Below are 13,192 nucleotides of genomic sequence, written 5' to 3'. Positions count from 1 at the left end.
CGGGTCGGCCGGCGGTCGGTCAGCGGCGGCGCCTGGTGCGCCGGACCTTCAGCTCCTCGAAGCGGGGGACGTCGCCGTCGAGGGTCCGCCGCCACGCCCGTGCGAAGAGTTCGGCGGCCGGTTCGACCGGCACCAGGGCGCCCAGGAACGGCCCGTACATCGGCAGCTTCCACTGCTCGACCGGCAGCCCGAGTCCCTTCTGCTCGGACCAGGCGCCGTGCAGGAACAGCGAGCGTCCCGCCCGGGCCCGTACGGCCGTCACCACCAGGTCGGTGGCGGCCAGTTCGGCGCGGGCCGCCTTGAGGCGGGCCGGCTTCCACCCCGTCCACCGGGCGGTGTTGCGGTCGGTGGGGTCGGGCAGGGCGAGGAGCGTCAGGTACAGCGTCGCCGCGTCGGCCCCCAGGCTGTGGGTCCCGGCGACCTCCGCGACCAGGTCGGGCACGGAGCGCGAGGGGTCCTGCGGCCACCAGGTGCCGTCCTGGCCGGTCTCCCCGGCGGCGGGCGCGCCCGGGTCGGCGAGGAGCCGGGCGAACGCCGGGTCGTGCGCCCGCCGCAGCGCCCGCTCGGTCCCGATCGGCTGCTGGTCGGTGCCGCGCAGCACCGTCAGGTACGGGTCGGAGCCGGTGGAGTCGAGGAGGGCGGTCCGCAGGGCCGGCTGGGGCTGGCCGTCGTGCGTGGCCATGAGGACCGCGCCGTACCGCTCGTGGTCCGGTGCCGTCTCGGTCGGGGTGCCCGCCACCTTCCGGAAGTCCGCGAGGCTGGTGTAGTGCCCGGCGACGACCAGGAGTTCGGGCGAGGCGAGGCGCTGCCGCACGGCGGTGAGGGCGCCGGGCAGCGTCGCCCGTACGGGATCGCCGGCGGGCAGCCGGTGGGCCAGCCAGGCCGTCAGGCCCATCGCGCCCATCAGCACCTCGTCGGTGAACGGGTGGTCGGTCGGGTTCACGGGCGCCGGCCGGTCCCCCGCGATGTGCCACGCCACGTCGGTGCCGAGCTCGGGCGACGCCTCGGGGCCCAGGAGCGCCGGGAGGGCCCGGTGGACGGACCAGCCGGTGCGGACCGCGCGGGTGGCCTCCCCGATCAGCCAGTCGGGCACCTGGGTGCGCCATCCCACGCGCGCGTTCCAGACCTCCGCCGCCGACGCCACGTCGGGGCCTTCGGTCCACAGCCGCGCCGGGTCGTCGGGCAGGAGCGCCGCGACCACGGCCCGCCGCACCCCGACGGGGAGCGCGCGGAGTTCGTCGCGGGCCTGGGCCGCCTCGGCCACCTTCAGGCCGAGGGCCGTGCGCAGCTCCGTCGGCAGGAAGTTGTTCCCCCAGTCGTCCACGTTCGGCATCCCGGCCAGGACGAGCCGGGCCAGTGCTCCGGGGACGCCGGTGAGCCGGCTGAACTCCTCGGCCGCCTCCGGCGGGAAGGGGGCCTGCGCGCGGCCCTCCGCCTCCTTCAGGAAGGCGGTCAGCCAGTCGGCGCCGCGCGTGCGGTCGCCCACCGGCTCCGCGCCGCGCAGGGTGTACGGGGCGGGCGCCTCGAACCGGCCGCTGGGGTCGTGGAAGAGCGCCTCGAACTCCCGTCCGTCGTCGACGGCCCTGTCATTCTCGGTGATCCCGAGGACCGCTCCCCCGCCGATCGGGAAGACGGTGCAGTACGAGGTGCCGCGCTCCTGGCCGTCGGGGGTGTACAGGTGCGGGGTGGCGAGGTGCAGCCGCACCCGGCGCCAGTGGGCGTCCGAGGCCGCCGCCGAGCCGAGGCCCAGGGCGTCGGCCCGGCCGAGCACGCCGAGCAGCGCGGCCCGGTGCTCGTCGCCGCTGCCGGGTGCGACGGCCCGGTAGGCGATCGCCGCCGGTTCGTCCAGGAGGGAGACGAAGGAGAACGGGGAGTACGGCAGGGAGGGCAGGTCGTAGTGCAGCTCCTCCAGGGGGGCCGTGGCCGAGGTGTCGGCGCGTGCCGCCGCGAGTTCGTCCAGGAACCGGTCGGCGACGTCCGAGGCGGCGCCCCGGCTGTAGTAGCCGGCGCCGGTGAGCCCGTCGAGCGCCTCGGCGAGCAGGCTGTCGTGGGGGCCCTCGACGCGTGTTTCCTCGGGTTCGGTCGCCGGGTCGAGCCGGGCGGCCACGGCGTCCAGGGCGTTCTGCTGCGCCACGGCGAAGCACACTGCCTTCGTGACGCCCGCGATCAGTTCGGGCGCGGTGATCCCCGGCAGGGCGGCGGTCACCAGGTCCGGGACGTCGGCGGCCCGCTCGGCCAGGGCGGCGGCCTTCAGCAGGGTGCCGGCCGTCTCCGCGTCGGCGGCGCGCAGCACGTCCGAGCCGCGCGGGTCGCGCGGGCGGAGGGCATAGAAGTGGGACAGCGGCGGCAGGGGCGTGGCGGCGGTGCCGTAGATGTCGTTCCGGTCGCCGTCGGACGTCGCCGTGATCACGCCGTCCGGGTCGGTGATCAGCAGTTCCCGCCACTGGCGGGTCAGGGCCCTGGGCCGGTCGTCGCCGGGGAACGCCAGGGCGGCGACGGGCATGTCGGAGCCCTCGGCCAGGGAGACGGAGCGGCCGGCGGTGTCGTCGGCGCACCAGCCGTTGCCGGGGATCCGCAGGACCCGCCAGCCGAGCAGTCCGTCGGCGGGGGCGCCGAGGGCCGAGCCGTCCACCGAGGGGACGGGCCGCAGCCACGAGGAGTGCGCGGCCAGCCGGGCGCCGGGGGCGTGGGCGCGGGTCGCGTCGGCGAGGAAGCCGGGCAGGGAGCGCCGGCCCCGGGTGCCTTCGGCGGGGTCGTACTCGGCCCAGCCGCTGTCGTCGTGCCGTCCGCCGTCCTCGTGCCGCTCGACGCGCTCCCACACCCAGTACGAGGTGCCGTCGGAGATCACCGTCCGCTCCGGGGGCAGCTTCGTGTCTCCGGCGTGCAGGACTCCGCCGCCGGTGGTGCGGCCGCCGCCGGGCAGCGGCAGGCTGGGGTGGTCGGAGCGGAGGGACCAGTAGCCGACCTCGGCGTCCAGGGTGAACACGCGGTCGGGCGCGGTGTGCCAGTAGCCCTCCACGGGGGTGTTGCCGTAGCCGGTCCAGAAGACGAGGAGGGCGCCGTCGACGTAGTGGAAGCCGTACCGGTGGGAGGAGCGGCCGGTGGGCACGCGCAGGTCGTGGGTGAGGACGGTGGAGTCGGCGTCGATGACCCGCACCCGGCGGCCGTTGGCCACGATCAGGTGCGGCCAGGCCTCGAAGACGGCGAGGTCGTCGAGCTTGGCGCGGCCGGGGGTGAGGTCCTCGACGGCCTCCTCCCACGCCGGCCAGTGGAATTCCTCCCACAGGCCGCCGCGCAGGGTGCGTGCCAGGGTCTCGCCGAGGTCGGCGGCCGCGGCGGCGGCGACTTCCTCGGGGGCGAGCGCGAGGGCCTCGGCGGGCAGCCACGACAGGCGGGCGATCGCCTTGGGCACTCCGGGCAGTCCGGCCGCCACCGAGTCGCGGGCGACCTCGCGCATCCACTCGGTGAGCATCGGGCGGCCGCCGGGCGCGGCGGCGAGGCGGCGCATCACGTCCGCTCCGGAGGAGGCGTCGTGGTAGGCGTTCGCGGCGCGCCGGAAGGCGGGGCGGAAACGCGGGTCGGCGGCGAGGGCGGTCAGGTCGCGGGGGTTCTCGCCGTGTGCCCAGTCCGACAGGTTGAGGGCGGCGCCCCGCCTGTCGCGGTCCTTCGGCTCCGGGTCGGCGACCGGGAGGCCGAGGGCGAGCAGCAGGTCGAGCAGGTCGAGGTCCTCGACGCCGATCCGCAGGAAGCCCCGGTCGTCGGGGCGGGCCGCCAGGTCGGCGCGCAGCCGCTCGGCGGCCCGCTCCACCAGGTCGAGGAGGGCCGGCAGGGCGCGGCGGCTGCCCCAGCCCCGGTGTCGGACGGTGTGGAAGCGCTCCAGCCATCCGGCCGTGCCGTCGGCGCAGCGCTCCTCCGGTGGCACGTCGGCGCCGGTCAGTCCGGCGTCCGCCCCGGACTCCGTGAGGATGCCCAGCCACAGTTCGCTGAGTTCGCCGTCGTCGGAGGGCGGCATCATCTCCAGGAGCGCGCCCCGGACGGCGGGGACGCGGCGGGCCAGGGCGACGAGGGCGGCCCGGTGCGTCTTCCACCAGCCATCGGCCGCCCGCTGGGTGGCCGGCAGCGGGAGGAGTTCGGCGAGGTGGTCCTGTTCCGCCTCGGCGGCGGACAGTCCCGCGGCGCGGGCCAGGCGGCGCAGCTCCGTGGTGGCCTGGGAGGAGGGGGCGAGTCCGCCCGCGGTCCGGCGCACGCACAGGCGCCGGAAGCGCTCGTACGCCTCGGCGGGGGCGAGCCGGCCGGCGAGTTCCTTGCCGTATCCGGTGAGGACCTTCACCGGCAGCGCGCCGGCCAGGGCGAATTCGAGGAAGACGGCGTCGAGCCGGTCCTCGTCGACGACGAGGCCGTGCTGGGCCTCGCTGGTGCGGGCGCGGGCGAACAGCTGTCCCGCGTACGTGGTGTTCTCGACGCCGAGGAAGACCCGGGCGGCCTGCTCGTAGAAGACGGGCAGGAAGTGCGGGACGGCGGAGGCGAGCCGGCCCGCGAGTTCGAGGCAGGCGTCCAGGGCGGCCTTGGGCTTGGTCTTCGCCTGCCGGGCGAGGCGGTCGAGCTCGGGCACGACCGCGAGGGCGTGGTGGCCGTCCTCGGGGTGGTGCACCAGGACCCATTCGGGGAAGCCCAGTTCCCGGCGGCGGCCGAGGCCCACGACGGCCGGCTCCCCGTGGGGTTCGAGGCCGAGGAAGCCGGCGGCGAGGTCCTCGGCGGGGCCGAGTTCGGCCGCGGCGAGGCGGACGACGACCCGGTCCTCGCCGAGGACGGGGTGGCGGTAGGTCCGGGCGGTCAGTGCGACCGCGGAGGCCCCCGCGCCCTCGGTGTCGGCCGGGAGGACGGCTCCGGCCGCGAGCAGCTCCGCGTTGTCGCGGGCTCCCCCGGGGATGTCGCCCGTGGTCCTGTCGGAAGCGGTCGTGCCGGTCACGCGTCCCCACCCTCTTCGATCGTGCGGCCGGCGTAGAGCGCCGCGGCCATGCGCATTCCTTCGGACCAGGCCACCGGTCCCACCTCGTTCAGCCGCACGGAGCGGCCCTCGTCGTCGTGCCAGCCGAGCGCGCCGGTCTCCGACTCCCCGTCCCAGTACGGCTCGCCGATCCAGACGGACGCCTCCGTGGCGCGGCCGCCGTCGCGGACCTTGCAGGTGGCGTAGCCGCCGGAGACGCGGTAGCCGAGCGAGGTGGCGCGGGCCGCGAGGCCGAAGCGGGAGGCGAACTTGCCGCCCGCGTAGTCCCGTACCTCCGTGGCCGTCTCCGGGTGGGCGGCGGCCGGCCGGGCCCAGGTGGCCCGGTGGATCTGCTCCACCCGCTGGGTGATGCCGAGTTCTGCCGCGAAGTCCCGCACGTCGTCCAGGTCGGGGAGGAGCACGGGGTGCGGGAGGGTCACGGTGCGCGGGGAGAGCCGTACGGTCTCGCCGTCGAGGTCGACCACCTTCAGGCCGCCGTCCGGGGTGACGTCCCGCAGGAAGCCGACCTCGTCCGGGTCGTCGCCCACCACGGCCATGTCGCGGAGGGCGGACTGCCAGGCCTCGTCCGGCCACACGCGGGCGACGAGCCCGGTGGGGACGGGGAGCGAGGACACCATCCAGGTGTCCACCTGGGCCACGCACGCGGCCACGTGCCGATCCAGCCATTCGGCGAGCTGCCGGAGCCGGTCGACCTCGGGATGGTCCCGCAGTGCCTTCGGGACGGTCTTCAACTGCCGTCCCCCGGCGCGCCGTGCGACCACGCGCCCCTCATCGAGGGTGATCTCGTACCCCTCGTCCACCGTCAGCCACGCCATCGGCCGTGCCCCCTCCGCCTGTCCGTCAGAAATCGCGCAGCACGAACCAGGGGTCGAAAGCCCCTGAACTGCGACATGAGGGGAGACTAACCAGGCCCACTGACAACGGATGTTCGGGCCCCGGACACACGGGCCGGGGCAGCGGTGCGGCGGCCGGAAAGGTCCGGGACCGCTGCCCGGGCAGGAGGGGAAGGGCCCGGACAGCGGCACCCGGCCACTGCCCGGTCGGGCCGGGTCCACTCGTCCCGGCATCCCGGTGATGCGAACCGCCGGGGCGCACGGTCCTTCGTTCCGGGACGGCCGGTGTACGGAGAGGTCACCGACGGTGGCGGAGCATGGCCGCCCGCGACGGGGGTAGCGGCGGAGGCGTCACGCGCGCGAAGCACGTGCGGAGCGCGCGGGGACACGGCGGAAGGACGACAGGAGCACGAGAGGAGGCGGAGCCATGGCCGACATCCAGGGCTTCGACCCGCGCACGGCGATCGTCACCGGTTCGGACTCCGGGATCGGACGCGCCGTCGCGGTACGGCTCGCGGAGGCGGGCCTCGACGTGGGCGTCACCTGGCACACCGACGAGGCGGGCGCGGAGGCCACGGCGGAGGAGGTCCGCGCCCACGGCAGGCGGGCGGTGGTCGCCCGTCTGGACCTGACGGAGCTGCCGGCGGCGGCCGACGTGGTCGACCGGCTCGCGGAGGACCTCGGCGGGGTCGACGTCCTGGTCAACAACGCCGGTACGGGCACGGCCGAGTCGTTCCTCGACCTGAGCCTCGAAAAGGTCAGGGAAGTGCTCGACGTCGACCTGACGGGTCCGTTCCTGTGCGCCCAGCGCGCCGCCCGCCGGATGATCGACCGGGGGCGCGGGGGCCGCATCGTGCAGATCACCTCGGTGCACGAGCACCAGCCCCGGGTGGGCGCCGGACCGTACTGCGCCGCCAAGGGCGGCCTCGGGCTGCTCACCCGGGTCATGGCGCTGGAGCTGGGCGCGTACGGCATCACCGTCAACTCCGTCGCACCGGGCGAGATCGCCACCCCGATGACCGGCCAGGAGGGCGAGGACGTCCGGTCCGTGTCCCGGCCCGGCGTCCCCCTCGGGCGGCCGGGGGACGCCCGCGAGGTCGCCGCCGTCGTCGCCTTCCTGGCGAGTCCCGACGCCTCGTACGTGACCGGGGCGTCCTGGGCCGTGGACGGCGGGATGCTCCGCATGGGCCCGATGGCCGGCTCGCACCTGACGTCCGACGACTGGCGCCGCCCCTGAGACCGGCGCACGTGCCGGCCGGTCCGAGGGGCGGCGCGCCTGTCGGCCGGTCCGAGCGGACGCGGGGTGCGGCCGCCCCGGCCGCAGGACCTCGCCGCCCGTTCACTCCCCGTGGGCGGGCGGTCGCACGTGCGGATACGACGGCAAGGCCGGTCCGTCAGTCGCTCCAGCGCAGGACGGCGCCGAGGCCACCCGCCGGGCCCGCCAGTTCCTCCGGCACCACGAGCACCTCGGAGCCCGCGGCGACGCAGGCGCGCAGCAGCGCGTCGTCGGCGCGCGCCTCCTCCGGCCGGCCGATCCCCCATCCCCTGGCCTCGGCACGGCCCGCGGCGATCTCGCCGGGGCCGGGACCGACCCACACGGGGCGGCTCGCGTCGGAGGCGTCCCGGCCGAGGAGGAGGGTGGCGACCTGGTGCTCCCGGGCGGCGGCCGCCACGGCCGGGACCCCTTCGGCGGCCGGGCCGCGACCGGTGTCGACGGTCGTCTCGCGGTGCTCGCCGGGGCGGCCGCGCGCCCTGCGGAAGTCGTCCAGCGCGCTCCGCACCCGTTCCTGGGCGTAGCGGGCGCGGGCCTCCTCGATCCGCCGGTCGAGGAGCGCGGTGGAGGCGCCGGGCGCGCGGCTGCCGTGGTCCACCTCGACGGCGACGCTCCGGAGCCGCTGCGGCAGCCGTTCCCGTACCGCCTTGCGCTCGCGCGCGTCCCCGGCCAGGACCAGGAGGGTGCCGCCGTCCTGCGGGCAGTGCCGGACGAGTTCGCGGGCGATGGCGTCGGCCGTCTCCTCCCAGGCGTCCTCGACCTTGTTGCCGTAGTGCCATTCGTACCGGTCCTGGGGGACGGAGCGGTGCCCCCGGCCCTGCCACCGCTTCCCGCGCGCCTCGCCCAGGTTCCGCGTGCCGCGGGAGTCCCGCAGTTCGAGATCGGCGCCCTCCCGGTCGATGAGGGCCACCTGGCAGGCGGGGGCGTCGCTCCGCAGGAGCACCAGGGGCGCGATGTGCGGGAGGTGCGTCCAGACGGCCCCGGCGGAGGGCGGGGTCGCCGTGAGGGGGACGTCGAGCACGACCTCGCCCGCCGTCGCGAAGAGGGCGCGCCCGGGCGGCGACCCGGAGACGGGTTCGGAGCCGAGCCGTTCGGCGACCGCGCGGATCGTCGCCGGGTCGGCGCCCTCGTCGACGAGCCGTGCGGCCACGGAGCGGTTGCGCAGCCGCTGGATCCGCGCCGCGTCCTCGGTGGCCCGGTCGGTCTCGATGTAGACGGAGGCCCAGGGGCCGGGGCGTTCCAGGAGCGGCTTGAGGAAGTCGAGGTTCATGGTGTCCCCACGGGGGTCGGAACGTGCGGGGTCGGAGGCGGTCAGCGCTCCGCACCGGGGTCTTCGCGCCGCCCGTACGGTTCGGTCTCGTCGACCGTGGCGTCCGCCCCGGTGTCCACGTGCATCGCGGCCTCCTCGGCCGGTGCGGCCCAGTCGTCCGGCCCGACGTCCCGGGCGACCGTGCGGTTTCCCGTCTCCCTGGGGGTGTCGACCGCGGCGAGGCGGCCCGCCCGGGTGCTGCCGGCCTGCTCGTCGACGGGCTCGCCCGCACCGCCCGCGAGGTCGCCGATGCTGTCGCCCTCCGGCGGCAGGTCCTCGGGAACCTCCTGGGCGAGCCGGTCGTCCAGCGACTCCCCCTCGCGCTGCTCCCGCTGGGTGGTGCCGTGCCGGGTCACTCCCCGGGGGCGCTCCGGGGGCGAGTAGCCGGGGCTGGCCATGTCCTCCAGCGGATCCGCCAGGATCGCGTTGTCCGGATCGAGCGCGTCGTCGGGACGGTTGTCCACGTCGGAGTGGGTGGGCTGGTAGACGTCGTCTCCGCGGGCCTCGTCCGTGCCGGGCTCGTTGCGGTCCATGACGGTTTCCTTTCGTGTGGGTCGTGTGGGGCGTGTGGGGCGTGTAGGCCTGGGTCGTGTGGGGGTCCGGGCCGGAAGCCGGACGTCAGAGGCCGGTCGTCCTCACCGGAGGGGGACGGGACGGCTCCGAGCGGTACGGGAACCGGCGGGTCCCCGCTCAGTCGGTGGCCAGGATGATCGCGTACGCGAGGAAGAACAGCGCGCCCAGGACGACGAGGATCCACAGGGCCAGGAGCGGGCCGGTCGCCCATCCCCGCCGGAGCGGCCGGTAGGGCCCGGTCCCCGTTCCCGTCCCGGACTCGGCCGGTGGCGTCTCGCCGGGCGCGACGCCGCCCCCGGCACCGGGTGCGCCGGTTCCGCCCCCGACACCGGGGCCTGGTGTGCCGGTTCCGCCTCCGACGTCGGCTCCGGGTGTGTCCCGGGGCTCCGGGTCGGGGTTGCTCGGTCGGATCATGGCGTCCATCTCCCTCCGGAATCCGGATGTCGCGGGGCCGGTACGCGACTACCCGTCCGCGCCCGCCCCATCCGGCGTACGGCGGGTCGGCCGCGCGGCGGCCGGCGTCCCGGCACCGCCGGGTCAGTGGGCGGCGGCGCCGAACTCGGCGTGCTGGGTGCGCAGGGCGAAGTCGGGCTCCGCCCCGGGTGGTTCGCCGAACGACAGACGCCGTGCCTCGGCGGACGCCTCCCGCATCAGGGACCGGAACTCCTCGTCCGTGAGCCCGCGCCGTTCGCCTGTCGTCCGCTGTTCCGTGGTCCGCACCGCGGGCCTCCTGACGGTCGTTCTCGTTGCCGTTCTCTCGCCCCCGGCGACTACCCGGTACGGGGCCGGACAGACAGTTTCCGGACAGCCGATTCCCCGGCCCCGGCCGATCATCGGGGGCGGATGACGGGGCCCGCGCTGGGTAGACGCGGTTCCACCCCTTTGGGAGGGGCCACCGCGACCAGTGGCGAGGACAGGAGCAGGCGATGAACCTCACGGAAGACCCGGCCCCGCGCCGGTCGGCGAACGGAAAGGCGTACCCCGCGTCCGCCGGTCACGACCACGGGCTCGCGGGTACCGGATCTCCCGAACCCCGGAAGGCTCCGCGGGAGGGCTCCGGAGCACGGGGAGCCCACGAGGGCGACGCGACCGCACTGCCCCCCGACCACACCCAGGCGATCCTGGAGACGACGAAGAAGATCGGGGCGCTGCTGAAGGAGTCGGGATGCCCGTTCGCCCTGATCGGCGGCGTCGCCGCCTACGCGCACGGCATCCCGGTCCGGCTCCAGCACGACACGGACTTCGCGGTACGGCGGGAGGACGCCGAGACGGTCACGAACGCGCTGCGGGAACACGGTGTCCGGATCGTCGATCCGCCCGAGGACTGGCTGGTCAAGGCGCGTTCCGGCGGTGAGGAGATCGATCTGATCTTCTCCCTGGCGGGACGGCCGGTCACGACCGAGCTCCTGTCCCGTGCCCAGACGCTTCCGGTGGACTCGGTCCACATGCCGGTGATCGCGCCGACCGACCTCATGGTCTCCCGGCTGCTGGCGTTCTCGGACCACCACTGCGACTTCGGCACCCTGCTGCCGGTGGCGCGGGGGCTGCGCGAGCGGATCGACTGGGCGCGCGTGCGCCAGGAGACGGAGGGCGCCCCGATGGCCGCGGCCTTCCTCTACCTGCTGGAACTGCTGCACGTCCTGCCGACCCACGGCCCGGGCGACCCCGCCGGTCCCGTCGACCCCGCCAACCCTGCCGCCGGTCCGGGCGGCGCCGACCGCCCGTAGGCCGCCCCCACCGCTGAACCAACCGAAACCGCCGAACGCGCCCGGCCCCCGACGATCCTCCGTCGGGGGCCGGGCGCGACTCTTCTCTTGTAGCTCTTGTAGCTCTTGTAGCTCTTGTAGCTCTTCGGGCGTGTACGCCCACGGCGCGGGCCGGGCACGTACGTCGGCGGTCGCACCCGGCGGACCCCCTAGGCCGCCGCCTCGCCGCCCAGGCTGCGGACGATCGCCGCCGAGAAGGCGTCGAGGTCGCCCGGGTTGCGGGAGGTGATCAGGGGGTGGCCTCCGGAGGTGTCGACGACGACCTCCTCGTCCACCCAGGTGGCGCCCGCGTTCTCGAGGTCGGGGCGGAGGGACGGGTACGAGGTCAGCCGGCGCCCCTTGGTCAGCTCGCTGTCCACGAGGAGCCACGGTCCGTGACAGATGGCGGCCACCGGCCTGCCCGCTTCCGCGAAGGCGGAGACGAGGCGGCGGGCGTCGTCGTCCGTACGGAGCTGGTCGGCGTTCACGGTGCCGCCCGGGACGACCACGGCGTCGAATCCGTCCGCGGAGGCCTCGGCGAGCGTCGTGTCCGGCTGGACCACGGAGCCCGGGTCCTTGTCCGAGACGAGGGTCTGGACGCCCTCGGTCTTCTGCGCGGCGACCGTGACGCGGGCTCCCGCCTCGCGGAGGACGGCCACCGGCTTCTCCAGTTCGTCCTGCTCCGTGCCGTAGTTCGTCGTGAGGACGAGAACGTTCTTTCCGTCGAGCGTCACTGTGCGTTCCTCTCTGGTGTGGATCCCCTCGCTGTCTGCGCCTCACCCCCAGCCTTCCCCCTCAAACCTCACACAACAGGCAAATAACACGTAACAGCCAATCGCTCCCGCCCCTTCACCCTGCACCGCGCTCACCATTCGATCGCATCTACCCAAGAACCGTGTCAAAGCACCTTGAAACGGGCATCCTCTTTGAGAGAAAGCTCGACAGACGGACCCCCTCCGCCCCCTTGGCACGGCGGCGGCGCAGGCCCATCGCCACCGTCGAAGGAGCCTCATGTCCACCGTCGGAAACCGCCCCATCCGCCCCCGGGACGCCGATCCGGCTCCCGCTCCTGAGGTTGCCGGGATTCCCGGGAATCCGGGGGCGTCGATGCGCCGGACGGCCCTGGACGGACTGCCCGAGCTGACCCGCCCCACCACCGTCTCCACCGACGACGCCCAACCCCTCTCCGCCGCCCTCCTCACCCGCCTGGCCGAACTCGAAGAAGGCACCCCCGAACACGCCTACGTCCGCAACACCCTCGTCGAACTCAACCTCAGCCTCGTCAAATTCGCCGCCCGCCGCTTCCGCAACCGCGCCGAACCCACCGAAGACATCATCCAGGTCGGCACCATCGGACTCATCAAAGCCATCAACCGCTTCGACCCCCACCGCGCCGTCGACTTCTCCGCCTTCGCCCTCCCCACCATCGTCGGCGAAATGAAACGCTTCTTCCGCGACACCAGCTGGGCCGTCCGCGTCCCCCGACGCCTCCAAGAACTCCGCATCGACCTCGCCAAAACCGCCGACCACCTCGAACAACACCTCGGCCGCCGCCCCACCCGCACCGAACTCGCCCACCACCTCCACCTGAGCGAGGAAGAGGTCGCCGAAGGACAACTCGCCGCCCATGGATACGCCACCCGCTCCCTCGACACACCGGTCGGCGACGACGGCAACGCCACCGGCGCGAAGCCGCGCCACCTGGCGACCGCCGAACCCGCCTACGAACTGATCGAGTCCCTGACCGCACTCCGGCCCCTGCTCGACCGGCTCGGCGAACGCGACCGGCACATCATCGAACTCCGCTTCGGCGAAGAGCTCACCCAGGCCGAGATCGGCCGACGGATCGGCCTCTCCCAGATGCACGTGTCGCGGCTGCTCACCCGCATCCTCGGCGAACTCAGGGAAGGCCTCAACGACGACAGCGCCCCTACGGACGGGCCGGCAGGCTGACCTCCAGCCACACCACCTTGCCCGCCGCCCCCGCGCCCCTGGCCTCGTAGCCCCACGCCCCCGCCAGCCTGTCCAGCACCATCAACCCGTGCCCTCCCGGCAACGAGGGCGAGCGGGGCGTACGTACGAGCGGCGGCTCCGGGCTGGCGTCGGCAACCTCCACCCGCAGCCCCTCCCGTCCACGCCGCAGGACGAGTTCCTCCGGGCCCCCGGCGTGCAGACACGCGTTGGTGACGACTTCGGAGACCAGCAGCAGGACGTCCTCCACCCGATCCTTCCCCTCCTCGCTCCCCGCCGGAATCCACCCCCAGTCCGCCAACGCCTCCGCCGTGAAATCGCGACACCGCGACACCACCGTCCGCGCGCCACGCAGCAATAGCCTTCGCACCTGAACTCCCTCGCCGTCAGCCATGACCCTGTCGGGGATCGATCTCGTTCCCCGGTCCTTCTTTCCGCGCAGATGACACGGGTGTCATGGAATTCACCGGTCCTCTCACA

11 protein-coding genes are annotated in these 13,192 nt (G+C 74.7%); 3 read left to right on the top strand and 8 right to left on the bottom strand.

Features of this window, described 5'->3' with window-relative positions; genetic code table 11:
• Window positions 1–19: 19 nt before the first annotated feature.
• Together ACIQVI_RS06505 and ACIQVI_RS06500 are read right to left on the bottom strand one after the other, a co-directional pair.
• Window positions 20–4,969 (bottom strand): DNA-binding protein, encoded by a 4,950-nt coding sequence (locus tag ACIQVI_RS06505; RefSeq protein WP_403591803.1) that lies wholly within the window; start codon window positions 4,967–4,969, stop codon window positions 20–22.
• A complete protein-coding gene (locus ACIQVI_RS06500) occupies window positions 4,966–5,823 on the bottom strand; it encodes a DUF4132 domain-containing protein (protein WP_351973331.1) in 858 nt (285 codons plus the stop codon). The genes ACIQVI_RS06505 and ACIQVI_RS06500 overlap by 4 nt, the downstream gene beginning before the upstream one ends.
• 445 nt (window positions 5,824–6,268) lie before the next feature.
• On the opposite strand from ACIQVI_RS06500, the gene ACIQVI_RS06495 reads away from it, so the two are divergent.
• A complete protein-coding gene (locus ACIQVI_RS06495) occupies window positions 6,269–7,078 on the top strand; it encodes an SDR family oxidoreductase (protein ID WP_403591799.1) in 810 nt (269 codons plus the stop codon).
• Between the two features lie 157 nt (window positions 7,079–7,235).
• Here the strand turns inward: ACIQVI_RS06495 and ACIQVI_RS06490 are convergent, their stop codons facing one another.
• The 4 genes from ACIQVI_RS06490 to ACIQVI_RS06475 all read right to left on the bottom strand — a co-directional run bounded on the left by ACIQVI_RS06490 (window position 7,236) and on the right by ACIQVI_RS06475 (window position 9,716).
• Window positions 7,236–8,384, bottom strand: coding sequence for a hypothetical protein (locus ACIQVI_RS06490; RefSeq protein WP_403591795.1), 1,149 nt, complete (start codon window positions 8,382–8,384; stop codon window positions 7,236–7,238).
• Between the two features lie 41 nt (window positions 8,385–8,425).
• Window positions 8,426–8,956 (bottom strand): DUF5709 domain-containing protein, encoded by a 531-nt coding sequence (locus tag ACIQVI_RS06485; RefSeq protein WP_403591792.1) that lies wholly within the window; start codon window positions 8,954–8,956, stop codon window positions 8,426–8,428.
• A gap of 157 nt (window positions 8,957–9,113) precedes the next feature.
• The gene (locus ACIQVI_RS06480; RefSeq protein WP_403591790.1) at window positions 9,114–9,410 is read right to left on the bottom strand and encodes a DUF6480 family protein; all 297 of its coding nucleotides are present in this window, start codon (window positions 9,408–9,410) and stop codon (window positions 9,114–9,116) included.
• 123 nt (window positions 9,411–9,533) lie between these two features.
• Window positions 9,534–9,716: a hypothetical protein gene (locus ACIQVI_RS06475; RefSeq protein WP_403591787.1), complete on the bottom strand. Its 183-nt coding sequence runs from the start codon at window positions 9,714–9,716 to the stop codon at window positions 9,534–9,536.
• Between the two features lie 206 nt (window positions 9,717–9,922).
• Between ACIQVI_RS06475 and ACIQVI_RS06470 the strand changes: the two genes are divergently transcribed.
• Window positions 9,923–10,723 carry a nucleotidyltransferase family protein gene (locus ACIQVI_RS06470; RefSeq protein ID WP_403591784.1) on the top strand — a complete coding sequence of 267 codons (801 nt, stop codon included), beginning with the start codon at window positions 9,923–9,925 and terminating at the stop codon, window positions 10,721–10,723.
• Window positions 10,724–10,911: 188 nt separating this feature from the next.
• Here the strand turns inward: ACIQVI_RS06470 and ACIQVI_RS06465 are convergent, their stop codons facing one another.
• A complete protein-coding gene (locus tag ACIQVI_RS06465; RefSeq protein WP_351974367.1) occupies window positions 10,912–11,475 on the bottom strand; it encodes a type 1 glutamine amidotransferase domain-containing protein in 564 nt (187 codons plus the stop codon).
• Window positions 11,476–11,752: 277 nt separating this feature from the next.
• On the opposite strand from ACIQVI_RS06465, the gene ACIQVI_RS06460 reads away from it, so the two are divergent.
• Window positions 11,753–12,694 (top strand): SigB/SigF/SigG family RNA polymerase sigma factor, encoded by a 942-nt coding sequence (locus ACIQVI_RS06460; RefSeq protein ID WP_403591780.1) that lies wholly within the window; start codon window positions 11,753–11,755, stop codon window positions 12,692–12,694.
• Here ACIQVI_RS06460 and ACIQVI_RS06455 read toward each other — a convergent pair.
• Window positions 12,672–13,106, bottom strand: coding sequence for an ATP-binding protein (locus ACIQVI_RS06455; protein WP_403591777.1), 435 nt, complete (start codon window positions 13,104–13,106; stop codon window positions 12,672–12,674). The two genes, ACIQVI_RS06460 and ACIQVI_RS06455, sit on opposite strands and share 23 nt — an antisense overlap.
• Between the last annotated feature and the right edge of the window lie 86 nt (window positions 13,107–13,192).

The organism is Streptomyces sp. NPDC098101, from assembly GCF_044760185.1.
GTDB lineage: Bacteria > Actinomycetota > Actinomycetes > Streptomycetales > Streptomycetaceae > Streptomyces.
Note: the sequence above shows the minus strand (reverse complement) of the source record. Positions and strands in the feature narration are given on the sequence as shown.

Excerpts from the sequence above, each read along its gene's own strand:
- ACIQVI_RS06500 (WP_351973331.1), bottom strand. The coding sequence starts at position 5,823 with ATGGCGTGGCTGACGGTGGACGAGGGGTACGAGATCACCCTCGATGAG.
- ACIQVI_RS06495 (WP_403591799.1), top strand. The coding sequence starts at position 6,269 with ATGGCCGACATCCAGGGCTTCGACCCGCGCACGGCGATCGTCACCGGT.
- ACIQVI_RS06490 (WP_403591795.1), bottom strand. The coding sequence starts at position 8,384 with ATGAACCTCGACTTCCTCAAGCCGCTCCTGGAACGCCCCGGCCCCTGG.
- ACIQVI_RS06485 (WP_403591792.1), bottom strand. The coding sequence starts at position 8,956 with ATGGACCGCAACGAGCCCGGCACGGACGAGGCCCGCGGAGACGACGTC.
- ACIQVI_RS06480 (WP_403591790.1), bottom strand. The coding sequence starts at position 9,410 with ATGATCCGACCGAGCAACCCCGACCCGGAGCCCCGGGACACACCCGGA.
- ACIQVI_RS06470 (WP_403591784.1), top strand. The coding sequence starts at position 9,923 with ATGAACCTCACGGAAGACCCGGCCCCGCGCCGGTCGGCGAACGGAAAG.
- ACIQVI_RS06460 (WP_403591780.1), top strand. The coding sequence starts at position 11,753 with ATGTCCACCGTCGGAAACCGCCCCATCCGCCCCCGGGACGCCGATCCG.
- ACIQVI_RS06455 (WP_403591777.1), bottom strand. The coding sequence starts at position 13,106 with ATGGCTGACGGCGAGGGAGTTCAGGTGCGAAGGCTATTGCTGCGTGGC.